Source organism: Marinobacter sp. UBA3607 (assembly GCF_002375525.1).
GTDB lineage: Bacteria > Pseudomonadota > Gammaproteobacteria > Pseudomonadales > Oleiphilaceae > Marinobacter > Marinobacter vinifirmus.
This window is the reverse complement of sequence record NZ_DFLY01000008.1, coordinates 32,290-59,259: the sequence shown is the minus strand read 5'-3', so window position 1 is coordinate 59,259 and position 26,970 is coordinate 32,290. Positions and strand designations below refer to the sequence as shown.

Sequence of the window (26,970 nt, the reverse complement as noted above, 5' to 3'; positions counted from 1 at the left end):
CGCTAACCGGACAACAGCCCGTTACGGGCTCCAGTAAATTCGCAAGCCTGGTTTCAGAAAAGCACGGATTGGCATTTCCCGCCAGTCATCCGGGGCCTTCAGGGCCCGCTCCAGGGTTTCCAGCTTGTCCTCACCCCTGAGATGCAACGCCAGGAACCGGGCGCCCGCCAGCACCGGACGGGTCAGGGTTACCCGGGTATGGGCCTGGGACGGAGGTGTCATCACGCACACCCGGCCGGGTGCCTGCATGGACATTGCCTCCGGCAGCTGGGGCGCATCCGGGAACAGCGACGCCGTATGGCCATCGTTGCCCATACCCAGAACCACCACATCCAGCGGCAACTTCAACTCGGCCAGCAGCTGCTCGATAGCAGGCAAGGCTTGCTCGGCGCTGCACAGCGGCTGCCGCAGGCTGAGAAAGCGTGCGTCCTTTGCCCTGCCCTGCAGCAGGTTCTGCCGCACCAGAGTCGTGTTGCTGGCGGGGTCCCCTTCCGGCACCCAGCGCTCGTCAGCCAGCAGCATCGTAACCCGGGCCCAGGCCAGCTCCTGCTGCGCCAGCGTTTGAAAGAAGGGCACCGGCGTAGAGCCACCGGACACCACCAGCGAAGTCCGTCCGCCCCGACGGAGCCGGCCACGCAGGCTTTCCGCTACGTGTAACGCCAGCTGGCCCGCACATTCCTGCGCGGTCTCACTGAAAAATGCCTGCACCCCTTCGGGTAGCGGCAGGTCACACGTCTTCATACCAGCTCCTGCCATCCCGGGTGATCATGGCAATCGACGCCACCGGCCCCCAGGTGCCTGCAGCATAGCGCTTCGGCGGTTCGCCGCTGTCGTGCCAGTTACGGATGATCTGGTCTACCCAGCGCCAGGCATGCTCCACCTCATCGCGGCGGACAAACAGGTACTGGTTGCCCCGCATGATTTCCCACAGCAACCGCTCGTAGGCATCCGGAATCCGATCGGTATCAAAGGTTTCGGAGAACGTCAGCTCCAGTGGCCCCTGGCGCAACCGCATGCCCTTATCCAGCCCCTGGTCCTTGGTGAGGATCTTCAGGGCCATGCCCTCATCGGGCTGCAGCCGGATAATCAGTTTGTTGTTGGCCAGGTGCTTCTGGTCCGGATCGAAGATGTAATGGGGTGCCGGCTTGAAGTGGATGATGATCTGCGACATTTTCTCCGGAAGCCGCTTGCCGGTGCGAATATAGAAGGGCACGCCAGACCAGCGCCAGTTGTCGATCTCGGCCTTCAGCGCAACAAAGGTCTCGGTTTCGCTGGCCTTGTTGGCGCCCTCTTCGTCCAGGTAACCGGGCACCGGCTTGCCTTCACTGGTGCCGGAGGTGTACTGCCCGCGCACCACGTATTCCGCCATCATATCCGGGGTAATCCGTTTCAGCGCCTTCAGCACTTTTACCTTTTCGTCCCGGATACTGTCGGCAGACAGGTCCGATGGCGGGTCCATGGCAATCAGACACAGCAGCTGCAGCAGGTGGTTCTGGATCATGTCCCGGATCTGGCCGGCCTGGTCGAAATAACCCCAGCGGCCTTCAATGCCCATGCTTTCTGCCACCGTGATCTCCACGTGGGAGATATGGTTCTGGTCCCACTGGGAAGCGAACAGGTTGTTGGCAAACCGCAAGGCAATCAGGTTCTGGACCGTTTCCTTACCCAGGTAATGATCAATCCGGAACAGCTGGCTTTCCCGATAAACTTCAGCCAGTTCGTCATTGATCACTTTCGAAGATTCCAGGTCGTGGCCGATGGGTTTCTCCACCACCACCCGGGTACGTTCGGTACAGCAACCACCGGCCCTCAGATTCCGGGCAATCACGCCATACATGGATGGCGGCGTGGCCATATAGACAATCAACTGGTTACCGGGATGGCGCCAGTCGTTGAGCACCAGGAAACCGTCGGTATCGGTGAAATCCAGCTCCAGGTATTCCACACGGCTGACGAATCCCTGCGCTACGGTGGCGTCGAACTCCGGCTCCGGAATCTGCTCCTCCAGCCTGGCCAACAGCGCTTTGCGCAGGGCTGCGGTGTCTGTGTCGCGCCGGGCAATGGCCAGCACCCGGCTGTCCGACGCCAGCAACCCGGCCCGGTCAAGCTGATACAGCGCCGGGAACAGTTTGCGCTGGGCAAGGTCTCCCGAGGCTCCGAACAGCATCAGATCGCAGGCACACACAGGTTGATCCACCATCAGCGTCTCCTTCGCCCGGCGTACCGCAAGGCCGGATTTTTCGTAACTTTAGCCAAATAATGGCACTGTCCCGGGGCCAAGCCAAGGGCACTTCCGATATATGACATATTTACTACCCTTTTGTTTGCCCGCAGCAGGTATAATGACGTCTTACCACCAGAACAGAAGGGAGTATAGCTGCATGGCGGACAACCCGGGACGCAGAGACGACAACCTGCTTGAGCAGATCCAGAATCGCCTGGAATCGCTGAATAAATCCGAGCGCAAGGTTGCCGAGGCCATTCTCAAAGACCCGAGTGCGGCAACCCGTTACTCCATCGCTGCCCTTGCCCGCGCAGCGGATGTGAGCGAGCCGACGGTCAACCGGTTCTGCCGCGGATTCTCCGCAACCGGCTTTCCGGACTTCAAAATCCGGCTGGCCCAGAGCATTGCCACCGGCACCCCCTACGTGGGCCAGGATATAGAGCCGGATGACAGCCCGGCGGAGTATGGCGAAAAAATCATGCTCAGCACCATCGCCAACCTGGACAAGGCAAGGCAGGCGCTGGACCCACAGGCCATTGCCACAGTGGTGGATTACCTGATCCAGGCCAAGCAGATTGCCTTTTTCGGCATGGGCGGTTCGGCCTCGGTCGCCCTGGATGCCCAACACAAGTTTTTCCGCTTCAACATCCCGGTAACCTCTTACGACGACGCCCTGATGCAACGCATGGTGGCCGCCGGTTCCGGGGTTGGCGACGCCATCGTGCTGATCTCCTTTACCGGCCGTACCCGGGAAACCGTGGAGATTGCCCACCTGGCCAGGGCCAATGGCGCCACGGTTATCGGCATTACCAATCCGGAGTCGCCGCTGGCGGAAGCCTGCACCGCGGTTGTGGGTGTCACTGCACCGGAAGATACCGAGGTCTACATGCCCATGTCTTCCCGGATTATTCACCTGACGGTCATCGATATCCTGGCTACCGGAGTCACCCTCAAGCGCGGCCCGGATTTCCTGGATCACCTGAAAAAGATCAAGGAAAGCCTGAAGGCTACCCGCTTCCCCCAGAACTGATCCCCTACTCGCTGTTTGCCGGCTTCGCCGGGCAAAAGAAAAAGGGTGCCCGAGGGCACCCTTTAAAGTCTGAAGCCTGACCTTAATTCCGCTCGACTTCTGCGGTGTTTCTCAGGTACTGCTGATAGGCCTGGTACTCACGCTGTCCCTCAAGCTGTGCCAGGAACTGCTGCAGCTGGCGGTACTCAGGATTATCATCCTGAACCTCACCCGGGTTAACCGCGCTCAGCACGATCACCGCAGCCTCGCTACCACCCAGCGCCTTGCCGACAACCGGCTGCTCGCCTTCAGGATGCGGCAGGGAGAACACAGCCTGGGCAATGAACGGATCCAGTCCTGCCACGTTACGGCCCTCGCCTTCAAAACCCTGCCACTGGTCAGCCATCGGCTGCTCACCGGCTTCTACCGCAGCCACCAGCTCGGCCGCACGGTCATCCAGGGCCTTGCGGGTTGCACGGCTGGTCAGCAGGTCACGAACCTGGCCTTCAACATCCGCCAACTCCAGCTGGCGCGGCTCCTGATACTCGCGAACCCGGGCCACCACCGCACGATTATTTTCAACATCGATCAGTTCGGTGTTGTAGCCGCCAGTCAGCACGTCGTCAGAGAACAGCTGGCGAACCAGTCCGGCGTGGTCAAACGGCCCCGGGCCGCCGTCGCGGGTTACACCAGAGACTTCCTGAACGTCCAGCCCCAGTTCGGAGGCCGGGCCCGCCAGGTCATCCGCGGCATAGGCAGCATCAGCCAGCTGGGACCGCACTTCAGCGAAACGCTCGGTTGCCCGGGCACGGGCCAGCTCGTCACGCAGTTCGGATTCCAGCTCTGCAAATGCCGGCACATCAGCACGGCGCACTTCTACAAGGCGAATCAGGTGCACACCAAAGCTGGTTTCCACCGGGCCGGAGGTTTCACCTTCTTCCAGTGCAAACAGCGCTTGCTCGAAAGCTTCGTCATAAACACCACGACCGGCAAAGCCCAGGTCGCCACCCTCACGGGCGGAAACGGTATCAACCGAAAACTCTTCCGCCAGCGCAGCAAAGGATTCACCCTCTTCCAGACGCTGCTGGATGGTTGCCATGGTTTGCTCTGCCTCGACACCCGCTTCAATCAGGATATGGGCGGCACGACGCTCTTCACGGGCAAAGTCTTCGGCGCGCTCATCATAGTAGCCACGCACTTCCTCGTCGGAGATTTCGATGACACTTGCCAGCGCATCCAGTGACAGGGTGATGTAGGCGGCAGAAACCTGTTCCGGTTTACGGAACTGGTCTTTGTTGTCTTCGTAGTAAGCCTCGATGTCTGCATCCGATACCGACAGCTGGTCAGCCACCGTATCGGCATCAATCGTCAGTACGCGGAAGTCCCGGGTCTGGTTCTGGATAGCCAGCAGTTGTTCCGCCTGGGCGGGAACGGCAAGGCCGGTCTGGGCAATCGCCGCACGGATCTGGTTAACCACGTAGTTCTTGCGAAGGCTTTCACGGAATTCAGCAACACCCATACCCAGGTTACGCACAGTGGCCACAAAGCGGTCGCGGTTGAACTGGCCATCCACCTGGAACTGGGGCATCTGGGTAATCAGGGAATCGATGTCGGCATCGGAAAGTTCGAGGCCCTGGTTGGCAGCGTCCTGGGTGAGCACGGCTTCCTGGATCAAAGCCTCCAGAACATCCCGGCGAACCTGGTCTTCATCCACCAGTGACGGATCCGGGTTTTCCATCTGCATGAGGCGTTGCTGGGTTTCCAGCTGAACGGTGCGCAGGAACTCCCGTTCGGTAATGTCGTTGCCGTTAACGGTGGCCACTTCCGGTTCACCGGTGAAGCCGCCAATGATCGCGTCCATCCCCCAGATCGACAAGGAAATGATCAAAAGGCCGATAATAACCTTTGCGATGGTGCCCTGGGCATTATCCCGAATATCTTGAAGCATGTTATTCCTGAATCCCTGTTCAAGGTCGTGCGGATGTTTTGTTGGCGAGAAGCTGTTCTGGCAGCCCCTTCTTAACGCAAAAAGGCGCACCCTTTACGGAATGCGCCTCGAGTTCCTGCGGCAGCTCCCGCGTGCGAAAGCCGCCAAAGAAAGAACCGTTACTTAACGGCGTCTTTCAGGGCCTTACCTGCTTTGAAGCCAGGTACTTTAGAGGCCGCGATCTTGATTTCAGCGCCGGTCTGCGGGTTGCGGCCGGTACGGGCTGCACGCTCTTTCACAGAGAAGGTACCGAAACCGATCAGGGTAACTTGGTCGCCTTTCTTCAGAGCACCGGTGATGGAGCTGGTCATTGCATCCAGCGCACGGCCAGCTGCTGCTTTGGAAATATCTGCGGATTCTGCAATTGCGTCGATCAGTTCGGACTTGTTCACACTAAACCCCTTCGATTTCAGGTTGAAGATGTTATAGGTCGGATTTTTTAGCGGACTTTTCCGACTATCGCATAAGCAGTCGGAGAATTCCATTCTTCTGTTTTCTTATTCCTTGCGGTGTTTCACCGGTGATCGGAATAGGCACATACTGCGCGGGAGCCCTTGGTATTGGCTGCTTCACGGCGAAACAGTTATACCAATGGGCTCTCCGACGTGTCAACAACTCATCCCGTCATTAATGAGTATTTATGCGCTCGGTAACATCACTGGCATCTTCTTTTGCTTTCGAAGACGCCGCCTTGCCAGGGGCATTTTCGGCAGACGGATCCGGTGCATATTCCAGGGCAATGTCCAGCACCTCATCAATCCACTTAACCGGACGGATCTCCAGCGACTCCTTGATATTATCCGGTATCTCCTTGAGATCACGGACATTTTCATCTGGGATCAGAACGGTCTTGATGCCACCACGGTGGGCTGCCAGCAACTTTTCCTTCAGCCCGCCGATCGGCAGTACCCTGCCCCGCAATGTGATCTCTCCGGTCATGGCCACATCGGCCCGCACAGGAATTCGGGTCAGTGCAGAAACCAGCGCGGTGCACATGCCGATACCGGCGCTCGGGCCGTCTTTCGGGGTCGCACCTTCCGGAACGTGGATGTGCAGATCGTGCTTTTCATGGAAATCATCAGCGATTCCGAGCCCTGCTGCACGGCTGCGAACCACGGTGAGCGCAGTCTGGATAGACTCCTGCATCACATCACCCAGAGAACCGGTTTTCACCACGCGGCCCTTACCCGGGGTCAGGGCGCATTCGATGGTCAGCAGTTCGCCGCCCACCTGGGTCCAGGCCAGGCCCGTCACCTGGCCAACCTGATTGCTTTCCTCGGCCAGGCCGTACTTGAACTTCTTCACGCCGGAATAATCTTCCAGCATGTCCGGCGTCAGGGTAATAGAAGCGTTATCACTGCTCTCTACGTGCTCACGCACTACCTTACGGCAGATCTTGGCAATCTCCCGCTCCAAGCCACGCACACCGGCTTCCCGGGTGTAGTAGCGGATCAGGTCGCGCAGGGTCTCTTCCGGTAACTTGAGTTCGTGCTTACGCAGGCCATTGGCCTTGATCTGCCTGGGCAGCAGGTAACGCAGGGCAATGTTGACCTTCTCGTCTTCGGTGTAACCCGGAATCCGGATGATCTCCATACGGTCCAGCAACGCCGGCGGAATATCCATGGAGTTGGAGGTACACACGAACATCACATCGGAAAGGTCATAATCCACTTCCAGGTAATGGTCGTTGAAGGTGTGGTTCTGTTCCGGGTCCAGGACCTCAAGCAGGGCCGACGCCGGGTCACCCCGATGGTCCATACCCATCTTGTCGATTTCATCGAACAGGAACAGCGGGTTCTTCACCTCTACCTTGGCCAGCTTCTGCAACAGCTTGCCCGGCAAGGCGCCGATATAGGTTTTGCGGTGACCACGGATTTCCGCTTCGTCACGCACGCCACCCAGGGCCATTCGGGTGTATTTCCGGTTGGTAGCCTTGGCGATGGACTGCCCCAGCGAGGTCTTGCCCACACCGGGAGGCCCTACCAGGCACAATACCGGCCCTTTGACCTTCTTCACCCGGCTTTGCACCGCCAGGTACTCAAGGATGCGTTTCTTGACTTCATCCAGGCCGTAGTGGTCCCGGTCGAGAATCTCGCGCGCTTTTTCCAGGTCGTGGCGAACGCGGCTGCGCTTTTTCCAGGGCACTGCCAGCATCCAGTCGATGTAGCCCCGCACTACCGTGGCTTCGGCAGACATGGGCGACATCATCTTCAGCTTGTTCAGTTCCGCTTCGGTCTTCTTGCGGGCTTCTTCCGGCAGGCCGGCCTGCTCGAGCTTTTGCTCCAGCTCTTCAAAATCGTTGTTACCCTCACCCAGATTGCCCATCTCTTTCTGGATGGCCTTCATCTGTTCGTTCAGGTAATACTCCCGCTGGCTGCGCTCCATCTGCTTCTTCACGCGGCCACGGATGCGTTTTTCAACCTCGATCAGGTCGATCTCGCCGTCCAGTTTGCCCAGCAGCAGGTCTACCCGCTTGCGTACATCCAGGGCTTCCAGCAGTTCCTGCTTCTCCGGAATGCGCATATCCAGGTGCGCGGCCATGGTGTCTACCAGGCGCTCCAGCTCATTGATGCCGGTGAGCGCATTGGACACTTCCGAAGGCACTTTCTTGGACAGTTTTACGAACTTCTCAAATTCGCCCATCAGGGTCTTGGTGAGAACGTCTTCTTCGCGCTCGGGCAAAGACTCCTCATCCATCAGAACAGCCTGGCCGGTCAGGAAGTCGGCTTCTTCAATGCCGGTAATGCTGGCCCGGGCATTACCTTCAACCAGCACTTTAACAGTGCCGTCCGGTAACCGGAGCATTTGCAGCACGGTAGCCAGCGTGCCCATGTCGAACACATCTTTCGGGCCCGGCTCGTCGGTAGAAGCGTCTTTCTGGGCGACCAGAAGGATTTCCTTGCTGCCCTCCATCGCGGCTTCCAGGGCCTGGATGGATTTTTCTCGGCCCACAAACAGTGGCACCACCATGTGCGGAAATACCACCACATCCCGCAGCGGGAGCAGCGGATATTCTTGCACGGTTTCTTCAGGTATACGGGTCATAGGGAATCCTCTGACAGCGTTTCTTTCAGCATATCACCCATCATTGGGGCGCAGACAAAAATTGCAATCTTTTTACGAAAGGAAAGCACGGGCGGGATGATGCGATTTTGTGAAAGCAGGCCAATGAAAAAGGGGCGTTGCCGCCCCTTTTTCTGATGCACCATGACGGTCCGGAAATCAGTCTTCCGGTACGGCCTTGGCGTGATCGCTGCTGGCGTAGATCTTGAAGGGCTCGGAATCGCCCTTGATCACGCTTTCGTCGATCACCACCTTGGACACATCGTGCTCGGATGGAATCTGGTACATGGTATCCAGCAGGGTGGCTTCCATGATGGAGCGCAGGCCCCGGGCACCGGTCTTGCGTTCCATGGCCTTTCTGGCCACCGCACGCAGGGCGTCTTCCCGGAAATCCAGCTCCACACCTTCCATATCGAACAGCTTCTGGTACTGCTTGGTCAGTGCGTTCTTGGGCTCGGTCAGGATCTGCACCAGGGCCTCTTCGTCCAGCTCGGTCAGGGTTGCCACAACCGGCAAACGACCGACGAACTCCGGAATCAGGCCGAACTTCACAAGGTCCTCGGTTTCCACATCACGGATGATGTCGCCGGTGTTCTTGCTGTCGTCCGGGCTCTTCACCGTAGCGGAGAAACCGATGGAGCTGCGCTCGGACCGTTCCTGAATCACCTTTTCCAGGCCAGCGAAGGCACCACCACAAATAAACAGCATGTTGGTGGTATCAACCTGCAGGAACTCCTGCTGCGGATGCTTGCGGCCACCCTGGGGCGGAACCGATGCTACCGTGCCTTCAATCAGCTTGAGCAGTGCCTGCTGAACACCCTCACCGGAAACATCCCGGGTAATGGAGGGATTGTCAGACTTGCGGGAAATCTTGTCGATTTCATCGATGTACACAATGCCGCGCTGGGCCTTGTCGACATCGTAGTCGCACTTCTGCAGCAGCTTCTGGATGATGTTTTCAACATCCTCACCCACATAACCGGCTTCGGTCAGCGTGGTGGCATCGGCAATGGTAAACGGCACGTTCAGCATGCGGGCCAGGGTTTCAGCCAGCAGAGTCTTACCGCTACCGGTCGGGCCGATCAGCAGGATGTTACTCTTGCCCAGCTCCACGTCGCTCTTGCCTTCACCATAACGCAGACGCTTGTAGTGGTTGTACACCGCTACAGACAGAACCACCTTGGCGCGATCCTGGCCGATCACATATTCGTTCAGGGTCTCCCGGATTTCCGCAGGGGTAGGCAGCCGGTCGCTGGCCTCTTCCTGGGCATTTTCCTGGATTTCTTCCCGAATAATGTCGTTACACAGGTCTACACACTCGTCGCAGATGAACACCGAGGGCCCTGCAATGAGCTTACGGACTTCATGCTGGCTCTTTCCACAAAACGAGCAGTACAGCAACTTGCCGTTATCGTCGCCCCTGCCGTTTCTTTCATCTGCCATTGAAATACCTCTGTTCTTCGTTGGTCGGCGCAATCAAACAGTACGCCGACCAGGGATGATGCGATGACTTTCAGTATTAGTTATTCGATACGCGCTTATCAAGTACTGTATCGATCAACCCGTACTCCTTCGCCTGGACCGGGTCCATGAAATTATCACGGTCGGTATCACGGGCGATGGTCTCCAGATCCTGGCCGGTATGGTGGGCCAGAATGGAGTTCAGGGTATGGCGAATCTTCAGGATCTCGCGGGTGTGGATCTCGATATCCGTTGCCTGGCCCTGATATCCGCCCAGCGGCTGGTGAATCATCACGCGGGAATTGGGCAGGCAGGCACGCTTGCCCTTGGCACCACCGGAAAGCAGGAAAGCACCCATGCTGGCCGCCTGGCCAATACACAGGGTAGAAACGTCCGGCTTGATGAACTGCATGGTGTCGTAGATAGACATGCCCGCAGTTACGGAGCCACCCGGGCTGTTGATGTACAGGTGGATATCTTTGTCCGGGTTTTCGGATTCCAGGAACAGCAGCTGGGCAACCACAAGGTTCGCCATGTGATCTTCAACCGGGCCAACCAGGAAAATCACCCGCTCCTTGAGCAGACGTGAATAAATGTCGAAGGAACGCTCTCCACGTGCCGTCTGTTCAATTACCATCGGCACCAGACCGGCGCTGGTTATCATTGTAGGGCCATCAAACGGTTTCTGCGTCATGTGCGCCTGAACTCCTTATGGACAATGGGCATGGACTTCTGCGGAGGATATCCTGAATCGGCGATCAGGACACCCCTGAATACTTATACTCTGCCAGCAGTAAGCCCAGATGAAAACAGCCGGACACGCCGGCTGTTTCCAGAAAGCGGCACCGGGCACCAGGCCCGGGCCTGATCAGCGCTGCTGCTGACCAGCGGCTACCGCTTCTTCGTACTTCATTTTCTTCTCGGTCACCTTGGCCTGGGCCAGGACGTGGTCAACCACGGCATCTTCCAGTACAGAAGACTCAACCTGGGCCTTCTGGTCCGGGTTGCTGCTGAAGTGGGCGATAACTTCGTCCGGCTGCTCGTAGGTAGAAGCGATTTCCTGGATCTTCTCTTCAACCTTGGCGTCGTCGGCTTTCAGGTCGTTCTTCTTGACCACTTCCTGGAACAGCAGGCCGGTCTTCACGCGGCGCTTGGCCTGGTCTTCGAAGATTTCCTTCGGCAGCTGCTGGAAGTCAACCTGGCCACCGAAACGCTGAACAGCGTCCTGGCGAAGACGGTCGATTTCCTGGTCTACCAGGGCAGACGGAATGTCCAGCTCGGTGGTCGCCAGCAGGCCTTCAACAACGTCGTTCTTGACCTTGTTGGAAACCGCCTGCTTGAGCTCGCGCTCCATGTTCTTCTTCACTTCCTCACGGAAGGCGGCTTCGTCTTCGGCTTCGATACCGAAACGCTTGAAGAACTCCTGGTCCAGCTCGGGCAGCTGGGGCTCTTCAACCTTGTGGATAGTGATGGCGAACTTGGCAGGCTTACCGGCCAGGTCTTCGTTGTGGTAATCCGCCGGGAATTCTACGTCGATTTCCAGCTCTTCGCCGGCCTTACCGCCAACAATGCCCTTCTCGAAGCCCGGAATCATCTGGCCGGAGCCCAGGGTCAGGCGATGGCCTTCAGCGGAGCCGCCCTCAAACTCTTCACCGTCGATGGAGCCTTTGAAGTCGATGGTCACAACGTCCTTGTTCTTGGACTTGCGCTTCACTTCCTTCATGGTGGCCTGCTGACGACGCAGGTTATCGATCATGGTATCGATGTCTTTGTCAGTCACTTCAGACACCGGCTTCTCGACTTCAACCTTGCTCAGGTCGCCCAGTTCGATTTCCGGCAGCACTTCGAAGATAGCCACGAATTCGAGGTCTTTGCCCTCTTCCATGGTCTTCGGCTCGAACCGCGGCCAGCCAGCCGGGTTAACGTCCTGCTCCTGCAGTGCCTTGATGTAGTTGTCGCGCATAACCTCGCCAACAATTTCCTGGCGGATGCTGTCACCGAAACGACGCTTGACCACGCTCATGGGCACCTTGCCGGGGCGGAAACCGTTCAGGCGAACAGTACGGGCAGTTTCCTGCAGGCGTTTCTGGACCGCCTGGTCGATTTCCTGGGCGGGCACACCAATCGTCATGCGACGCTCGATGTTGGAGGTCGTTTCAACAGACACTTGCATGGAAGATCCTCAAATTACAGATTCTGTATGTGAATGAAAATTAAAACAAAATCCCGGATGAAGCGGTTCACCTCAAAGGGACGCAAAATTAAAAGCCGGTAGTTTATCACGGTTTACCCTGCCGAGAGAATCACCCGACACGACGGAATAACGGTTTGAGACCAGTACCACAACCGGACTGGACAAAAGATGGGGACAAATCAGAAAAAAGAAAGGGTGGTGCGAGAGGAGAGACTTGAACTCTCACGGGTTGCCCCGCTGGAACCTAAATCCAGTGCGTCTACCAATTCCGCCACTCTCGCATATCCGTCGCAGCACCGATCCCGGAACGGGAAGGTCAGAACCGCGGAAACAAACAAGGGGAAAAGTGGGGTGGACGAAGGGGTTCGAACCCTCGACCGCAGGAGTCACAATCCTGAGCTCTACCAACTGAGCTACGTCCACCACATCAGGGAGGTACCTTACGGTACGCATCTGCTTACTTCAACTTTGCTGGTTCGGCGAGTCCGGTGCCAACCTGCTTCGAGCAGTATGGCGCGCCCGGCAGGACTCGAACCTGCGACCATCCGCTTAGAAGGCGGATGCTCTATCCAGCTGAGCTACGGGCGCTTGACCGTTCGCCCACCTGAACATCCAGAAAAATGGTCGGGGTAGAGAGATTCGAACTCCCGACATCCTGCTCCCAAAGCAGGCGCGCTACCAGACTGCGCTATACCCCGTTAACTGAACAACAAGTGCCTCAGCAAAGTTGGCGCGCATATTACCGGCGCCTGAGGCATCCGTCAACACGGATTTTAAAAAACCTGCGTATAACGTTGATTCAGAAGACTGCCTGCCCCGGCAAAAGTTCCCTCCGGGAAGCTACATTGGCGTTCACGCCGAAGCATGAGACAATGCGCGGCCTCACTTCACCACTATTCATGCCCAACCGACAAGACGGAAACATGAGCGCCAAACTGATTAACGGAAAAGACATTGCCGCACAGGTCCGGCAGCGGGTTGCTGCCGGCGTGGAAGCCCGCAAACAGAAGGGGCTTCGTGTACCAGGCCTGGCCGTGGTACTGGTCGGCAACGATCCCGCCTCGCAAGTTTATGTAGGCAACAAGCGCAAAGCTTGCGAACAGGCCGGTATCCTTTCACTGTCTTACGACCTGCCCGCAGACACCTCCCAGCAGGCCCTTGAAGCCCTGGTAGACGAGCTGAACGAAAACCCGACGGTAGACGGCATCCTGGTACAGCTTCCCCTGCCCTCACACCTGGACGCAGACCCGATCCTGGTAAAAATTCGTCCGGACAAAGATGTGGACGGCTTCCACCCCTACAACACCGGCCGCCTGATGCAGCGCAAGCCCGCCCTGCGCCCCTGCACACCGGCTGGCGTGATTACCCTGCTGGACTCCGTTGGCACACCCTATAAAGGCCAGCACGCCGTGATTGTGGGCGCTTCAAACATCGTCGGCCGCCCCATGTGCATGGAGCTGCTGCTCAAAGGCGCCACCACCACCGTATGCCACCGCTTTACCGACAACCTGGAAAAGTTTGTCAGCGAAGCAGACATCCTGGTCGCCGCAGTGGGCAAACCCGGCATCATCAAGGGCGAATGGGTAAAACCCGGCGCCACGGTGATTGATGTAGGCATTAACCGGATGGCCGACGGAAAACTGTGTGGCGACGTGGACTTTGAGGCGGCAGCTGCGCGGGCCGCTTATATCACCCCGGTTCCCGGTGGTGTGGGACCGATGACCATTGCCACGCTACTGGAGAACACCTTGTATGCGGCGGATGTGCTGCATTCGGAGGTCTAGATTCTTCGGAGACCGGCGCTTACAGAAGGGTGGGGTCGTACCCCCGCCGGGGGTACGACCCCCTTGTAGCCGGCAAGGCCCATAAAAAACCCCGCCGAGGCGGGGTTTTTTGTGTCCGGTCTTACTGACCGTACTTGGCTTTTGCCTTCTGACGATAGGCGTGCAGCAGCGGCTCGGTGTAGCCGGCCGGCTGTTCGCGACCTTTCAGAACCAGGTCCACAGCCGCCTGGAAGGCAATGCTGTCGTCGAAGTTCGGCGCCATGTTGCGGTACCCGGCATCGCCGGCGTTCTGCTTGTCGACCACGGCCGCCATGCGCTTCATGGTTTCCATGATCTGCTCTTCGGTGCAGATACCGTGGTACAGCCAGTTGGTCAGCAACTGGGAAGAGATACGCAGGGTTGCGCGGTCTTCCATCAGGCCGATGTCGTTAATATCCGGCACCTTGGAGCAGCCAACGCCGGAATCGATCCAGCGAACTACGTAGCCGAGAATACCCTGGGCGTTGTTGTCCAGTTCTTGCTGGATGTCTTCGGCAGTCAGGGCAGACGGATCTTCCATCACCGGCACCGTCAGGATGTCCTCCAGGGACGCACGCTCGCGGTTAGCCAGTTCTTTCTGTACGTCGAACACATTCACCTGGTGGTAGTGCGTGGCGTGCAGGGTAGCGGCAGTCGGAGACGGAACCCATGCCGTGTTGGCACCCGCTTTCGGATGACCGATCTTCGCTTCCAGCATGCCAGCCATCAGGTCCGGCATGGCCCACATGCCCTTACCGATCTGGGCAACACCAGACAGGCCGGTTTCCAGGCCGATGTCCACGTTCCACTGCTCGTAGGCGCTGATCCAGGCCGCCTGTTTCATCTCACCCTTACGGATAAACGGACCCAGCTCCATGGAGGTGTGAATCTCGTCGCCGGTACGGTCCAGGAAGCCGGTGTTGATAAACACGGTGCGCTCTTTGGCAGCGTGGATACAGGCTTTCAGGTTAACCGTGGTGCGACGCTCTTCGTCCATAATGCCGACTTTCAGGGTAAAGCGCGGCAGGCCAAGGGCATCTTCAACGCGGCCGAAGAATTCGTTGGTGAAGGCCACTTCTTCCGGGCCGTGCTGCTTGGGCTTAACAATGTACACAGAACCCTTGGTGCTGTTCTGGAACTTGCCGTCACCCTTCAGGTCGTGGATGGCAATCAGGGACGTAACCAGGCCGTCCATCAGGCCTTCCGGAATCTCGCTGCCGTCTTTCAGCAGGATAGCCGGGTTAGTCATCAGGTGGCCGACGTTACGAACGAACAGCAGGCTGCGGCCCTTCAGGGTAACTTCGCTGCCGTCAGCGCCAGTGTAGCTGCGGTCGCCATTCATGCGACGGGTCATCATCTGACCGCCTTTCTCGAAGGACTCTTCCAGGTCACCCTTCATCAGGCCCAGCCAGTTTTTGTAGGCCAGCACCTTGTCATCCGCGTCTACGGCAGCCACGGAGTCTTCGCAGTCCATGATGGTGGTCAGGGCTGATTCCATCAGAACGTCTTTAACGTTGGCACCGTCGTCTTTACCGATCGGATGGCTGGCATCGACCTGGATTTCGAAGTGCATGCCGTTCTTCACCAGCAGAATACCGGTAGGTGCATCGGCAGCGCCGGTGTAACCCACAAAGCCGGACTCGTCTTTCAGGCCGGTCACTTCACCGTTCTGCAGTTTCACCGCCAGCTTGCCGCCGTCGATGTAGTACTTGGCAGCATCTTTATGGCTGCCGGAAGCCAGGGGCGCGGAGCCGTCCAGCAGTTTGCGGGCCCACTCGATAACCTTGGCACCACGAACCGGGTTGTAACCACGGCCTTTCTCGGCACCGCCTTCCTCGGAAATAGCATCGGTGCCGTACAGGGCATCGTACAGGCTACCCCAACGGGCATTGGCAGCGTTCAGCGCGAAACGGGCGTTCATGATCGGCACAACCAGCTGCGGGCCGGCCATGGTGGCGATTTCCGGGTCTACGTTGGCGGTAGAAATTTCGAAATCCGCCGGCTCGTCAACCAGGTAACCGATCTCTTTCAGGAAGGCCTTGTACTCGGCCATGTCCAGCTTCTGGCCTTTATGGTCACGGTTCCAGGTGTCCATTTTTTCCTGGATCTCGTCGCGCTTGACCAGCAGGTCGCGGTTGCGCGGAGCCAGCTCGTTCACAATCTTGTCGAACTCGGCCCAGAATTTTTCAGCGTCAACGCCGGTACCCGGGATCGCTTCGTTGTTTACGAAATCGTACAGATTCTTGGCGATCTGAATGCCGCCAACTTGAACGCGTTCTGTCATCGTTGCTTGCCTCGATGGGTTATGTTTCCCGACTCCCCCTTAGCGCACCAGGTGCGGGGGCATTAGTATTTGAGCGGCGCATTGTACGTGAAAATCCCTACAAGGTCATTCCCGCTCGGCACAATGCGACTTTATGTGTATCAACCGGATCTCAGGCGCGGCGCCAGGTGGTTCCTTCCCGGCTGTCATCCAGGATAATGCCCTTGTCCAGCAGTTCATCGCGAATGCGGTCGGCTTCGGCAAAATCCTTCCCTTTGCGCGCGTCGGCACGGGCCTGGATCATCGCCTCGATATCTTCCGCCGTCAGCTCACTGCCGGTATCCGCCTGGAAGAACGCTTCCGGGTCCTGCTGCAGCAAGCCCAGCACCGCCCCCAAACGCACCAGCACGGCCGCACTACGCTTGGCAGCCTCTTCGTCACCTTCCCGGCGCTGATGGTTGATGTCATTAGCTACGGCGTGCAGCACAGCAATGGCGCCGGCAGTGTTGAAATCGTCGTCCATGGCCTCGGCAAACCGGCGATCATGGTCGGATTCCGGCACATCGGCTTCTTTGGCCGGCGTGATGCCACGCAGGGCGTGATACAGCTTGGTCAGCGTGCGGCCAGCTTCGGCCAGGTTGTCTTCGGAATAGTCGACCTGGCTGCGGTAGTGGCTGGACACCAGGAAATAGCGCACCACTTCCGCCGGGTACTTTTCCAGGATCTCGCGAATGGTGAAGAAGTTGCCCAGAGACTTGGACATCTTTTCTTTGTTTACACGAATGGCGCCGGCGTGCATCCAGGTGTGCACAAACTTGTGGCCGGTGGCGCACTCGGACTGGGCAATCTCGTTCTCGTGGTGCGGGAACAGCAGGTCCGGGCCGCCGCCGTGGATATCGAAGGTATCACCCAGACACTTGGTGGACATGGCAGAGCACTCGATGTGCCAGCCCGGGCGACCTTCACCCCAGGGCGACTGCCAGCTCACCTCACCCGGCTTGGCGGCTTTCCACAGGGCAAAGTCCGCCGGGCTGCGTTTGGCTTCCTGCACGTCCACCCGGGCACCTGCCAGCAGGTCCTCCAGCTTCTTCTTGCTGAGCTTGCCGTAATCCGGGAATGAATCCACCGCAAAGTACACATCGCCGTTGTCCGCCGCATAGGCGTGACCGCCGGAAATCAGGGTCTGGATCATGGCGATGATGTCGTCGATGTAAGCTGTCGCCCGGGGCTCGTCATTGGGCGCCAGCACGCCCAGACGCGCTTCGTCTTCGTGCATGGCGTGGATCATGCGGCCGGTCAGGTCGGTGTAGACCTCACCGTTTTCGTCCGCCCGACGCAGGATCTTGTCGTCGATATCGGTAATGTTGCGCACGTAGTGCACATCATAACCACGGTGGCGCAGGTACCGGGTAATCACATCGAAGGCCACCAGCACCCGGGCATGGCCCAGGTGGCAGTAGTCGTAAACCGTCATGCCGCACACATACATGCGCACCTTGCCCGGCTCGATGGTTTTGAACTCTTCCTTTTGCTGCGTCAGCGTGTTGTAGATGCGCATTACTTGCCTCCCTTACCCCAGGAATCCCTCAGGGTCACGGTACGGTTGAACACCGGCTTGCCGGCCTTGGCGGTCAGTTCCTGGTCGCAGAAGAAATAGCCTTCCCGCTCGAACTGGTAAGGCAGGTCGATACGCGGCTCGGCCAGGCTCTTCTCTACCCGCGCGCCTTTCAGCACCACCAGGGATTCCGGATTCAGGTGGTCCAGGAAGTCGCCTTCCTTGTCGCTGTCCGGGTTCTCGTGGTTGAACAGACGGTCGTACAGATTGATGTCTGACTCAACGCTGTCAGTGGCCGACACCCAGTGAATCACGCCATTGGGCTTGTAGCCTTCGGGGTTCACGCCCAGGGTGTTCGGATCGTATTCGCACTTCAGCTCGACAATTTCGCCACTGTCATCACGCACAACCTCTTTGCAGGTCATCACGTAACCACCGCGCAGGCGCACCGCTTGGTCCGGGGCCAGCCGCTTCCACTTGCGTGGCGGCTCGATCACGAAGTCTTCCCGGTCGATGTACAGGGTCTGGCTCCAGGTCACTTCCCGCTCACCCATCTCCGGCTTCTGCGGATGCACCGGCAGGGTCAGGGTTTCAACCTGGTCGGCCGGGTAGTTGGTCAGGGTCACCTTGAGCGGGCGCATGACGCACATGGCGCGGGGCGCCCGGTCGTTCAAATCTTCGCGAATGGCATATTCCAGCATGCCCACATCCACGGTGCCGCCGGCCTTGTTCACACCGATCATGTCGCAGAAACTGCGGATGGACTCCGGGGTGTAACCGCGACGACGCATGCCGGAGATGGTCGGCATCCGGGGATCGTTCCAGCCGTCTACCACGTTTTCGTCCACCAGCCGCTTCAGCTTGCGCTTGCTGGTGATGGTGTAGTTCAGGTTCAGCCGGGCAAATTCGATCTGGCGTGGGTGGCACGGAATGGTGATGTTATCCAGCACCCAGTCGTACAGCGGCCGGTGATCTTCAAACTCCAGGGTGCACAGGGAATGGGTAATGCCTTCCAGGGCATCGGAAATCGGATGGGTGAAGTCGTACATCGGGTAGATGCACCACTTGCTGCCGGTCTGGTGATGGTCGGCATAGCGAATACGGTACAGGATGGGGTCCCGCATGTTGATGTTCGGAGAGGCCATGTCAATCTTGGCCCGCAACACCAGCTCGCCGTTCTGGAACTTGCCGTCGCGCATATCCCGGAACAACTGCAGGCTCTCTTCCACCGGACGGTCACGGTAAGGGCTGTTCTTGCCAGGCTCTTTCAGGGAACCCCGGTACTCAGCCATCTGTTCGGCATTCAGCGCGCACACATAGGCCTTGCCCTTCTGGATCAGCTCCTCAGCGAATAAATACAGCTGGTCAAAGTAATCGGAAGCGTAGAGTACTTCGTCTGCCCATTTGTAACCCAGCCACTCGACATCCTGCTTGATGGCGTCGATATACTCCTGACTTTCTTTTTCAGGGTTGGTGTCATCAAAGCGCAGGTTGCATTCGCCACCGAAGGTTTCGGCAATGCCGAAGTTCAGGCAAATGGACTTGGCGTGACCAACGTGCAGATAACCATTGGGCTCCGGCGGAAAACGGGTAACGACCGTGCCGGTGTGCTCGCCCTTGGCGATGGCATCTTCGATCAGGCTTTGAATAAAGTTGTGGGCTTTCTTCGACTCGGCGCTCATACAATCTCTGTCAACGGGGGATGAAACATGGGAGCAATCCGAAGGCTCCGTGAAACCGCCTATTATACTCACAAATAGTCTCAGGACTCATGCACACAACGAAACTCTTCAGTACAATAGCGACTTTGATCATTCCGACCTCAAACTACAGGAAGCCCTGATGATTCTGCTGAAAACCAACCTCGGTGATATCAAACTGGAACTGGACTACGAAAACGCGCCGGAAACCGCCAAGAACTTCGAGCAGTATGTTCGTGAAGGTTTCTACGATGGCCTGATCTTCCACCGGGTAATCAGCAATTTCATGATCCAGGGCGGCGGCTTCGAGCCGGGCATGACTCCGCGCAAAACCCGCGAGCCTATCCAGAACGAAGCCGATAACGGCCTGAGCAACAAAACCGGCACCATCGCCATGGCCCGCACCATGGACCCGCACTCCGCAACTGCCCAGTTCTTCATCAACGTGCAGGACAACGGCTTCCTGGACCACACCGCCAAGAACGCCGAAGGCTGGGGTTACTGCGTGTTCGGTAAGGTTGTCGACGGCATGGACACGGTGAATCAGATCCGCGCCGTTCGCACCACCATGAACGCCGGCCACCAGGACGTTCCCTTCGAGGACGTGGTTATCGAGAAGGCCGAGGTTCTGGAGGACGCGTGACCACGCTGTTTATCTCCGACCTGCACCTGGAAGAATCGCGCCCGGACATCACGGGCGCCTTTCTCGGGTTCCTGAAAACCCACGCCATGGGTGTGGAGCAGCTGTACATTCTGGGCGACTTCTTTGAAGCCTGGATTGGCGATGACGAACGCACGCCGCTACAGGAACAGGTAGCTGCGGCACTCCGTGAAGTGCGGGATAGCGGCACAGAGATTTTTCTGATGCACGGCAACCGTGACTTCCTGATCGGCAATGACTATTGCGAACGGGCCGGCGCCACCCTGCTGGACGACCCTACCGTGATCGACCTGTATGGCACCCCTGCCCTGCTGATGCATGGCGACAGCCTGTGCACCGCCGACGTGGAATACCAGAAGTTCCGGGCCAACATGCGTAATCCGCAGATGCAGAAAATGATGCTGGCCCGCCCACTGGAAGACCGCCAGCAGATGGCGCGACAGCTGCGCCAGATGTCCATGGCCAAGAATCAGGGCAAAGCCGAAGACATCATGGATGTCACGCCCGAAGAAGTGGTGAAAGAGCTTGAACATCATGGCGTACAGCTGATGATCCACGGCCACACTCACCGCCCGGCCATCCATGACCTGGAAGCCAACGGCGAACCCGCCCGGAGGATTGTTCTGGGTGACTGGGACACGCACGTTTGGTGGCTGGAAGCCCGTTCAGGACAGGAACCGGAACTGAAGAAAGTCCCGCTATGATTCGGGGCCGCCCGCCGGCTCCCGATAGGTTTCCAGCCGCTTCAGCCAGCCTGGCAGCCAGCGTTCCCGCTCAATCGGATTCTCGGCATTCTCTGCCCGCCGGGTAAGCACCCGGCCGGCGGCTTCCCGGAACGACTGCAGTTCCGTTTTATCACCGGCCGCGTCCATCTCCAGCAATACCTGCAACAGCCCCCAGCCTTGGCCCTGGTAACGCTCACCTTCCGCCAGCCCCTCGCCCTTGAAGTTCACATAATCCATAAGGGCGTATACGCCGCCGGGGGTGGCACTCAAGGCTTCCAGGCGAGCACTTACCTGCTGCTGGCGATTCTCCGGAGCCGCCGCCACGATCTTGCCCAGAGATTCCGCTGCCCGCCGAAAAATAAACTCCGCCTGAAGCCCCTGGGTTCCGGCCAGAAACTCTCTCAACTCGGCAACCCTGGAAGAATCTTCCAGGGCGAGAAACGCAGCCCGGTCGGGCCAGGGCGCATCGAAGGGCTCGAGGTTGCGCAACCAGTCCGGCACCTTGGCCTGGCGTTGCACCATGTAGCGGATAAGCTGAGGGAAACTTTCTGTGAATCGACCCTCCACCCCCTCCGGATACCAGATAAAATGCCCGATACCCAGAGACGGAAAGGCTTCGCCTTCATTCCAATGCACCAGGCAGTCAAACCGGCTGGCGCATTCGTTGGCGAAGATTTTCTGGCCCACCCAGTCCAGCTGGGCAGGCTTGAGGGCCAGCGAGTCCGCCGTCACCGGGTCCCGGTCCGCATCGCACCCGGACAAGGCCAGCAGCATGGCCGTCAGCAACAGCGAAATCAGTGGCTTCATTACTGCTCTACAAATGCCCGTTCGATGACATAGTGGCCCATGTCGCCGCCACGGGCTTCTTTAAAGCCCATGCCGTTGAGGATGTTGCAGGTATCCTTGAGCATGCTCGGGCTGCCGCAAATCATGAAGCGGTCCTGCTCGATATCGAAGTCCGGCAGGCCCAGATCCCGCGTGATCTTGCCGGTTTTCATGGCTTCAGTCAGGCGGCCCTGGTTGCGGAACGGCTCCCGGGTAACGGTCGGGTAGTACAGCAGCTTGCCGGACACCATCTCGCCAAAGAATTCATTCTCCGGCAATTCGTCGATCTCTTGCTGGTACGCCAGCTCAGACACGTAGCGCACGCCGTGGGTAAGGATCACCTTATCAAAGGCTTCGTACACTTCCGGGTCTTTGATTATGCTCATAAACGGCGCCAGTCCGGTACCGGTGCTGATCAGCCAAAGGTTGCGGCCCGGCAGCAGGTTATCCAGCACCAGGGTGCCGGTGGGCTTGCGGCTGACCAGGATCTCGTCACCTACCTTGATCTGCTGCAGGCGGGAAGTCAGCGGGCCATCGGGCACCTTGATAGAGAAGAACTCCAGTTCTTCCTCGTAATTGGCACTGGCGATGCTGTAGGCACGCATCAGCGGCTTGCCATCGGTTTCCAGGCCGATCATCACAAAATGGCCGTTCTTGAAACGGAAGGCCGGGTCCCGGCTGGTTTTGAAACTGAACAAGGTGTCGTTCCAGTGATGCACACTGGTCACGGTTTCTTTCATCATATTGCTCATGGAGCCCTCGCCAGATTATTTGCGGTCAGTCATCAATTGGTAACCAGTTTAACCTTTTGCTTGAAATCGACAAAACAGGCTGTTCTCATAAACCTGTTCGATTTTATCGATAATATGGCCCCACCCATTGAAAAGCCCCAACAGTGCCGGACCAATCATGAAATACAGTTTCCGTCAGCTCGAAGTCTTCCTTGCCGCCGCCCACTTCCAGAACATCACCCGGGCTGCGGAATCCCTGGCCATGTCGCAATCGGCTGCCAGCAGTGCCCTGAAGGAACTGGAGAACCAGTTCGACATCCAGCTGTTCGACCGTGTAGGCAAGCGCCTGCAGCTGAACGAGCTGGGCAGGCTGTACCGGCCCAAGGCCGAGTCCCTGCTGGCCCAGGCCACCGAACTGGAACAGGCCCTGAGCAAGCACTCGGAAGTCGGCGCCCTGAAAGTAGGTGCCACACTGACCATAGGTAACTATCTGGCCGTTGGCGTGATGGCCCAATACATGAATACCCCTACCCGGCCGAAAGTATCGCTGGAAGTGGCCAACACCAGCACCATCGCAAAACGGGTCAGGGACTTTGAGCTGGACATCGGCTTGATTGAAGGCGAACTGCAAGCCTCGGAACTGGAAGTGATCCCCTGGCGGGAAGACCGGCTGGTAGCCTTCTGCTCCCCTACCCACCCGCTGGCAGCAAAGGGCGAACTGACCGACGACGACCTGCGCGCCGCCACCTGGATTTTGCGGGAACAGGGCTCCGGCACCCGCCAGAGCTTCGAGCGCGGCATGCACGGCCTGCTGCCAGACCTGAACGTATTGCTGGAACTGGAGCACACCGAAGCCATCAAGCGCGCCGTGGAAACGGACCTGGGCATCGGATGTCTGTCGGAGGTGGTGCTGGCTGATGCCTTTAAACGCGGCAGCCTGGTGCCGCTAAAAGTGCCCCACCGGCAGTTTGACCGGCACTTCTACTTCATCCTGCACAAGCAGAAGTACCGGAGTGCAGGAATTGCCCGGTGGATGACCTTGTGCCAGGAGCTTTAAAGACTGTTTTTTTGCCACGGAATCCACTGAAAAACACGGAAAGAAAAGATTAAAGAATTTTTTGCCACTAAATCCACGAAAGGACACGAAAAGAAAAGCTTTAAAGATTTTTAGCCACGGACACTCACGGAATTACACGGACAACAACACAGAGAATTTTATCTGTTGTCAGTGAGCGTCCGTGAGTATCCGTGGCAAAATAGTTCTTATTTTTTCGTGTTCTTTCGTGGATTTAGTGGCAAATCTTTTTCCTTTTTCCGTGTCCTTCCGCGGATTCCGTGGCAAAAAATTTCAGTTAACCAAAGGCCCACTATGAAACCGGAACTCCGAATCCGGCTCTTCAATCAACTTCTGTTCAATAGCCATAAAATCCGCTACCCGCTCATCCACCGGACCGCTGTTGGCCTGTACCGCCAGCTTCAGGTAATCCTGGTAATGCCGCGCTTCGGATTTCAGCAGGCTGTTGTAGAACTCCGCCAGCTTCTCATCCAGGTGCGGTGCCAGGGCTGCGAAGCGTTCGCAGGAGCGGGCTTCGATGATGGCACCGACAATCAGCACATCCACCAGGCGGCCTGGATCGTCCTTGCGCACGGCTTCGCGCAGGCCGGCGGCATAGCGGGCCGGCGTCAGGTGGGTGTAGGCCACCCCCCGCTTGCTCATGATCGCCAGCACCTGCTCGAAGTGCCGTAGTTCTTCCCGGGCCAGGCGGGACATTTTGTTCAGCAGGTCGGTGTTGTCCACATACCGGTACATCAGGCTCAGGGCCGTGGAAGCTGCTTTCTTTTCGCAATGGGCGTGGTCAATCAGCATCAGGTCCTGGTTGGCCAGGGCATTCTCGATCCAGCGCGATGGCGTTCGGCAGGGCAGGAAATCGTGTATCTCTTGGAGGGCTTCGTTCATGGCTTTGGCAACGGTCCGGTTCAACAAGCGCGGGAGTATAACGCACCTAACAGAACTCTCCGACCTCTGTCCAACTTAACTTTATAAGGGCTTTCCTATAGAATGCAGCGCCAGATCAAGGAGTCTCTGAATAAATCCTGAAACCCCATCGGTGATTTGAGGCCTTATTCAGAGGCTCCTGCGGCCTTTTCGCCAAAAAACTCCCGCCGGGCACCACGCCCACAGCGCGGAACATTCCAACTGATGAGGGTCCATATCGTGTTAGAAGCCTATCGTGAACACGTTGCTGAACGTGAAGCCCTGGGTATCCCGCCCAAGCCCCTGAACCCCGAGCAGACTGCTGGTCTGATCGAGCTGCTGAAGAACCCGCCGGCCGGTGAAGAAGCCACCCTGGTTGACCTGCTGGAAAACCGCGTTCCGCCGGGAGTGGACGAAGCTGCTTACGTAAAAGCTGCGTTCCTGACCGCGATCGTTAAAGGCGAAGCTGCTTCCCCGCTGATCGACAAGAAGAAGGCTGTCCAGCTGCTGGGCATGATGCAGGGCGGCTACAACATCGCTACCCTGGTCGACCTTCTGGACGACAGCGAACTGGCCGAACTGGCTGGTGAAGAACTCAAGCACACCCTGCTGATGTTCGACGCGTTCAACGACGTTAAAGAAAAGATGGACGCCGGCAACGCCGTTGCCAAGTCTGTTGTTGAGTCCTGGGCCAACGCCGAGTGGTTCACCAACAAGAACAAGGTTCCCGAAAGCACCAAGATGGTGGTGTTCAAGGTAACCGGCGAAACCAACACCGACGACCTGTCTCCGGCTCCGGATGCCTGGTCCCGCCCGGACATCCCGCTGCACGCCCGCGCCGCCTATAAGATGGAACGCGACGGCCTGAAGCCGGAAGAGCCCGGCGTAACTGGCCCGATGAGCCAGATCGAAGAAATCAAGTCCAAGGGCCTGCCGGTTGCCTTCGTAGGTGACGTAGTCGGTACCGGCTCTTCCCGTAAGTCTGCCACCAACTCTGTTCTGTGGTTCTTCGGCGACGACATCCCGGGCGTGCCGAACAAGCGTGCCGGCGGTGTGTGTATCGGTAACAAGGTTGCCCCGATCTTCTTCAACACCATGGAAGATGCCGGCGCCCTGGTTTTCGAAGCACCTGTAGACAACATGAACATGGGCGACGTGATCGAAATCCGCCCGTACGATGGCAAGATCCTGAACGAAGCCGGCGAGACCATCTCCGAGTTCAAGTTCAAGTCTGACGTCATCCTGGACGAAGTTCAGGCCGGCGGTCGTATCCCGCTGATCATCGGCCGTGGCCTGACCGCCAAGGCGCGCACTGCACTGGGCATGGGCCCGACAGACCTGTTCCGCCTGCCGAAAGATCCGGAAGCCGGCACCAAGGGCTTCACCCTGGGCCAGAAGATGGTCGGCAAGGCCTGCGGTCTGGAAGAAGGCCAGGGCGTGCGCCCGGGCACCTACTGCGAGCCGCACATGACCACCGTTGGCTCCCAGGACACCACTGGCCCAATGACCCGTGACGAGCTGAAAGACCTGGCGTGTCTGGGCTTCCAGGCTGACCTGGTTATGCAGTCATTCTGTCACACCGCCGCTTATCCGAAGCCGGTTGACGTTGAAATGCAGCACACCATGCCGGACTTCATCCGTACCCGTGGCGGTGTTTCCCTGCGTCCGGGCGACGGTATCATCCACTCCTGGCTGAACCGCATGCTGCTGCCGGACACCGTGGGTACCGGTGGTGACTCCCACACCCGTTTCCCGATGGGCATCTCCTTCCCGGCCGGTTCTGGCCTGGTAGCGTTTGCTGCAGCCACCGGTGTTATGCCGCTGGATATGCCGGAATCCGTTCTGGTTCGCTTCAAAGGCGAAATGCAGCCGGGCATCACCCTGCGTGACCTGGTACATGCCATTCCGCTGTACGGCATCAAGAACGGCATGCTGACCGTTGAGAAGAAAGGCAAGATCAACGAGTTCTCTGGCCGCATCTTGGAAATCGAAGGTCTGGAGCACCTGACCGTTGAGCAGGCGTTCGAATTGTCTGACGCTTCTGCTGAGCGCTCTGCTGCCGGTTGTACCATCAACCTGTCTGAAGAGTCTGTTGCCGAGTACCTGCGCTCCAACATCGTGATGCTGCGCTGGATGATTGCTGAAGGTTACGGCGATCCGCGTACCCTGGAGCGTCGCGCCCAGCAGATGGAAGAGTGGCTGGCCAATCCGAAGCTGATGCGTGCTGATGCAGACGCAGAATACGCCCACGTGGTCGAAATCGACCTGGCCGACATCAAAGAGCCGATCGTGTGCTGCCCGAACGACCCGGACGATGCCAAGTTCCTGTCCGAAGTGGCTGGCGACAAGGTAGACGAAGTGTTCATCGGTTCCTGCATGACCAACATCGGTCACTTCCGCGCTGCCGGCAAACTGCTTGAGCAGAACAAAGAGCCGCTCAAGACCCGTCTGTGGATGTCTCCGCCCACCAAGATGGACCAGCAGCAGCTGATGGAAGAAGGCTACTTCAACACCTACGGCACCGCCGGTGTTCGCACCGAGATGCCGGGTTGCTCCCTGTGCATGGGTAACCAGGCACGTGTAGCTGCCAAGTCTACGGTTCTGTCTACCTCTACCCGTAACTTCCCGAACCGTCTGGGTGATGGTGCCAACGTGTACCTGACCTCTGCGGAACTGGCAGCTGTGGGCGCGGTACTGGGCAAACTCCCGACTCCGGCGGAGTACATGGAGTACGCCAAGGACCTGAACAGCATGTCCAAGGAGATCTACAAGTATCTCAACTTCGACCAGATGGA

General features: G+C 58.2%; 21 protein-coding genes and 4 tRNA genes. 6 read left to right on the top strand and 19 right to left on the bottom strand.

All coding sequences use genetic code 11. The features are described from left to right. Window positions 1-21: 21 nt before the first annotated feature. Window positions 22-741, bottom strand: coding sequence for a 6-phosphogluconolactonase (pgl, locus tag B2589_RS01955; RefSeq protein WP_286815442.1), 720 nt, complete (start codon window positions 739-741; stop codon window positions 22-24). Then, window positions 728-2,200 carry a glucose-6-phosphate dehydrogenase gene (gene zwf, locus B2589_RS01950; RefSeq protein WP_058340075.1) on the bottom strand — a complete coding sequence of 491 codons (1,473 nt, stop codon included), beginning with the start codon at window positions 2,198-2,200 and terminating at the stop codon, window positions 728-730. Before zwf ends, pgl begins: the two co-directional genes overlap by 14 nt. Window positions 2,201-2,381: 181 nt before the next feature. On the opposite strand from zwf, the gene B2589_RS01945 reads away from it, so the two are divergent. Beyond that, window positions 2,382-3,254, top strand: coding sequence for a MurR/RpiR family transcriptional regulator (locus B2589_RS01945; RefSeq protein WP_058340076.1), 873 nt, complete (start codon window positions 2,382-2,384; stop codon window positions 3,252-3,254). Between the two features lie 82 nt (window positions 3,255-3,336). Here B2589_RS01945 and B2589_RS01940 read toward each other — a convergent pair whose 3' ends face one another. The 11 genes from B2589_RS01940 to B2589_RS01890 form a co-directional block, all read right to left on the bottom strand. Continuing rightward, on the bottom strand, window positions 3,337-5,181 hold the full coding sequence (locus B2589_RS01940; protein ID WP_286815441.1) for a SurA N-terminal domain-containing protein: 1,845 nt from the start codon (window positions 5,179-5,181) through the stop codon (window positions 3,337-3,339). A gap of 158 nt (window positions 5,182-5,339) precedes the next feature. After that, a complete protein-coding gene (locus B2589_RS01935) occupies window positions 5,340-5,612 on the bottom strand; it encodes an HU family DNA-binding protein (RefSeq protein ID WP_022988046.1) in 273 nt (90 codons plus the stop codon). Window positions 5,613-5,847: 235 nt separating this feature from the next. After that, window positions 5,848-8,265: an endopeptidase La gene (gene lon / locus B2589_RS01930; protein WP_286815440.1), complete on the bottom strand. Its 2,418-nt coding sequence runs from the start codon at window positions 8,263-8,265 to the stop codon at window positions 5,848-5,850. Then, window positions 8,262-8,429 carry a hypothetical protein gene (locus B2589_RS01925; RefSeq protein ID WP_022988048.1) on the bottom strand — a complete coding sequence of 56 codons (168 nt, stop codon included), beginning with the start codon at window positions 8,427-8,429 and terminating at the stop codon, window positions 8,262-8,264. Before B2589_RS01925 ends, lon begins: the two co-directional genes overlap by 4 nt. Before the next feature lie 13 nt (window positions 8,430-8,442). Then, the gene (gene clpX / locus B2589_RS01920) at window positions 8,443-9,726 is read right to left on the bottom strand and encodes an ATP-dependent Clp protease ATP-binding subunit ClpX (protein ID WP_058340078.1); all 1,284 of its coding nucleotides are present in this window, start codon (window positions 9,724-9,726) and stop codon (window positions 8,443-8,445) included. A gap of 76 nt (window positions 9,727-9,802) precedes the next feature. Further along, entirely contained in the window at window positions 9,803-10,438 is a 636-nt protein-coding gene (gene clpP / locus B2589_RS01915; protein ID WP_286815439.1) for an ATP-dependent Clp endopeptidase proteolytic subunit ClpP, read from the bottom strand. 174 nt (window positions 10,439-10,612) lie between these two features. Then, window positions 10,613-11,917: a trigger factor gene (gene tig, locus B2589_RS01910; protein WP_199455940.1), complete on the bottom strand. Its 1,305-nt coding sequence runs from the start codon at window positions 11,915-11,917 to the stop codon at window positions 10,613-10,615. A 217-nt stretch (window positions 11,918-12,134) separates the two neighbouring features. After that, window positions 12,135-12,219: transfer RNA gene (locus B2589_RS01905), tRNA-Leu, on the bottom strand. A gap of 66 nt (window positions 12,220-12,285) precedes the next feature. Continuing rightward, window positions 12,286-12,361: transfer RNA gene (locus tag B2589_RS01900), tRNA-His, on the bottom strand. A gap of 88 nt (window positions 12,362-12,449) precedes the next feature. Next, window positions 12,450-12,526 (bottom strand) — tRNA-Arg (locus B2589_RS01895). A gap of 33 nt (window positions 12,527-12,559) precedes the next feature. Then, window positions 12,560-12,636: transfer RNA gene (locus tag B2589_RS01890), tRNA-Pro, on the bottom strand. 225 nt (window positions 12,637-12,861) lie between these two features. Here B2589_RS01890 and folD point away from each other — a divergent pair. Continuing rightward, window positions 12,862-13,722 (top strand): bifunctional methylenetetrahydrofolate dehydrogenase/methenyltetrahydrofolate cyclohydrolase FolD, encoded by an 861-nt coding sequence (gene folD, locus B2589_RS01885; protein ID WP_022988052.1) that lies wholly within the window; start codon window positions 12,862-12,864, stop codon window positions 13,720-13,722. A 121-nt stretch (window positions 13,723-13,843) separates the two neighbouring features. On the opposite strand, the gene B2589_RS01880 is transcribed toward folD, so the two are convergent. The 3 genes from B2589_RS01880 to B2589_RS01870 form a co-directional block, all read right to left on the bottom strand. Further along, the gene (locus B2589_RS01880; RefSeq protein ID WP_286815438.1) at window positions 13,844-16,024 is read right to left on the bottom strand and encodes a malate synthase G; all 2,181 of its coding nucleotides are present in this window, start codon (window positions 16,022-16,024) and stop codon (window positions 13,844-13,846) included. Window positions 16,025-16,175: 151 nt separating this feature from the next. Continuing rightward, window positions 16,176-17,561 (bottom strand): cysteine--tRNA ligase, encoded by a 1,386-nt coding sequence (gene cysS / locus B2589_RS01875; protein WP_286815437.1) that lies wholly within the window; start codon window positions 17,559-17,561, stop codon window positions 16,176-16,178. Beyond that, the gene (locus B2589_RS01870) at window positions 17,561-19,240 is read right to left on the bottom strand and encodes a glutamine--tRNA ligase/YqeY domain fusion protein (protein ID WP_286815436.1); all 1,680 of its coding nucleotides are present in this window, start codon (window positions 19,238-19,240) and stop codon (window positions 17,561-17,563) included. Before B2589_RS01870 ends, cysS begins: the two co-directional genes overlap by 1 nt. 160 nt (window positions 19,241-19,400) lie before the next feature. On the opposite strand from B2589_RS01870, the gene B2589_RS01865 reads away from it, so the two are divergent. Together B2589_RS01865 and B2589_RS01860 are read left to right on the top strand one after the other, a co-directional pair. Next, window positions 19,401-19,901 (top strand): peptidylprolyl isomerase, encoded by a 501-nt coding sequence (locus B2589_RS01865; RefSeq protein ID WP_058340083.1) that lies wholly within the window; start codon window positions 19,401-19,403, stop codon window positions 19,899-19,901. Beyond that, a complete protein-coding gene (locus B2589_RS01860) occupies window positions 19,898-20,623 on the top strand; it encodes a UDP-2,3-diacylglucosamine diphosphatase (protein ID WP_199455938.1) in 726 nt (241 codons plus the stop codon). The genes B2589_RS01865 and B2589_RS01860 overlap by 4 nt, the downstream gene beginning before the upstream one ends. Here the strand turns inward: B2589_RS01860 and B2589_RS01855 are convergent. Both B2589_RS01855 and B2589_RS01850 read right to left on the bottom strand, forming a co-directional pair. Beyond that, window positions 20,618-21,418 (bottom strand): hypothetical protein, encoded by an 801-nt coding sequence (locus B2589_RS01855; protein ID WP_264753797.1) that lies wholly within the window; start codon window positions 21,416-21,418, stop codon window positions 20,618-20,620. The two genes, B2589_RS01860 and B2589_RS01855, sit on opposite strands and share 6 nt — an antisense overlap. A 32-nt stretch (window positions 21,419-21,450) precedes the next feature. Beyond that, window positions 21,451-22,221, bottom strand: a complete 771-nt coding sequence (locus B2589_RS01850; RefSeq protein WP_286815435.1) for a ferredoxin--NADP reductase — start codon at window positions 22,219-22,221, stop codon at window positions 21,451-21,453. Between the two features lie 157 nt (window positions 22,222-22,378). On the opposite strand from B2589_RS01850, the gene B2589_RS01845 reads away from it, so the two are divergent. Next, a complete protein-coding gene (locus B2589_RS01845; protein ID WP_286815434.1) occupies window positions 22,379-23,257 on the top strand; it encodes a LysR family transcriptional regulator in 879 nt (292 codons plus the stop codon). Between the two features lie 291 nt (window positions 23,258-23,548). On the opposite strand, the gene B2589_RS01840 is transcribed toward B2589_RS01845, so the two are convergent. Next, window positions 23,549-24,157: a tRNA-(ms[2]io[6]A)-hydroxylase gene (locus B2589_RS01840; RefSeq protein ID WP_286815433.1), complete on the bottom strand. Its 609-nt coding sequence runs from the start codon at window positions 24,155-24,157 to the stop codon at window positions 23,549-23,551. 258 nt (window positions 24,158-24,415) lie between these two features. Here B2589_RS01840 and acnB point away from each other — a divergent pair. Then, window positions 24,416-26,970, top strand: a 2,555-nt coding sequence (gene acnB, locus B2589_RS01835) for a bifunctional aconitate hydratase 2/2-methylisocitrate dehydratase (protein ID WP_286815482.1), incomplete at its 3' end; no start/stop codon positions are given.

Coding starts and splice junctions, on each gene's coding strand:
- B2589_RS01880 (WP_286815438.1), bottom strand. CDS start 16,024: ATGACAGAACGCGTTCAAGTTGGCGGCATTCAGATCGCCAAGAATCTG.
- B2589_RS01850 (WP_286815435.1), bottom strand. CDS start 22,221: ATGAGCAATATGATGAAAGAAACCGTGACCAGTGTGCATCACTGGAAC.
- B2589_RS01870 (WP_286815436.1), bottom strand. CDS start 19,240: ATGAGCGCCGAGTCGAAGAAAGCCCACAACTTTATTCAAAGCCTGATC.
- cysS (WP_286815437.1), bottom strand. CDS start 17,561: ATGCGCATCTACAACACGCTGACGCAGCAAAAGGAAGAGTTCAAAACC.
- lon (WP_286815440.1), bottom strand. CDS start 8,265: ATGACCCGTATACCTGAAGAAACCGTGCAAGAATATCCGCTGCTCCCG.
- tig (WP_199455940.1), bottom strand. CDS start 11,917: ATGCAAGTGTCTGTTGAAACGACCTCCAACATCGAGCGTCGCATGACG.
- B2589_RS01840 (WP_286815433.1), bottom strand. CDS start 24,157: ATGAACGAAGCCCTCCAAGAGATACACGATTTCCTGCCCTGCCGAACG.
- clpP (WP_286815439.1), bottom strand. CDS start 10,438: ATGACGCAGAAACCGTTTGATGGCCCTACAATGATAACCAGCGCCGGT.
- B2589_RS01845 (WP_286815434.1), top strand. CDS start 22,379: ATGAAATACAGTTTCCGTCAGCTCGAAGTCTTCCTTGCCGCCGCCCAC.
- B2589_RS01855 (WP_264753797.1), bottom strand. CDS start 21,418: ATGCTGCTGGCCTTGTCCGGGTGCGATGCGGACCGGGACCCGGTGACG.
- B2589_RS01925 (WP_022988048.1), bottom strand. CDS start 8,429: ATGGTGCATCAGAAAAAGGGGCGGCAACGCCCCTTTTTCATTGGCCTG.
- clpX (WP_058340078.1), bottom strand. CDS start 9,726: ATGGCAGATGAAAGAAACGGCAGGGGCGACGATAACGGCAAGTTGCTG.
- B2589_RS01865 (WP_058340083.1), top strand. CDS start 19,401: ATGATTCTGCTGAAAACCAACCTCGGTGATATCAAACTGGAACTGGAC.
- pgl (WP_286815442.1), bottom strand. CDS start 741: ATGAAGACGTGTGACCTGCCGCTACCCGAAGGGGTGCAGGCATTTTTC.
- folD (WP_022988052.1), top strand. CDS start 12,862: ATGAGCGCCAAACTGATTAACGGAAAAGACATTGCCGCACAGGTCCGG.
- B2589_RS01945 (WP_058340076.1), top strand. CDS start 2,382: ATGGCGGACAACCCGGGACGCAGAGACGACAACCTGCTTGAGCAGATC.
- zwf (WP_058340075.1), bottom strand. CDS start 2,200: ATGGTGGATCAACCTGTGTGTGCCTGCGATCTGATGCTGTTCGGAGCC.
- B2589_RS01940 (WP_286815441.1), bottom strand. CDS start 5,181: ATGCTTCAAGATATTCGGGATAATGCCCAGGGCACCATCGCAAAGGTT.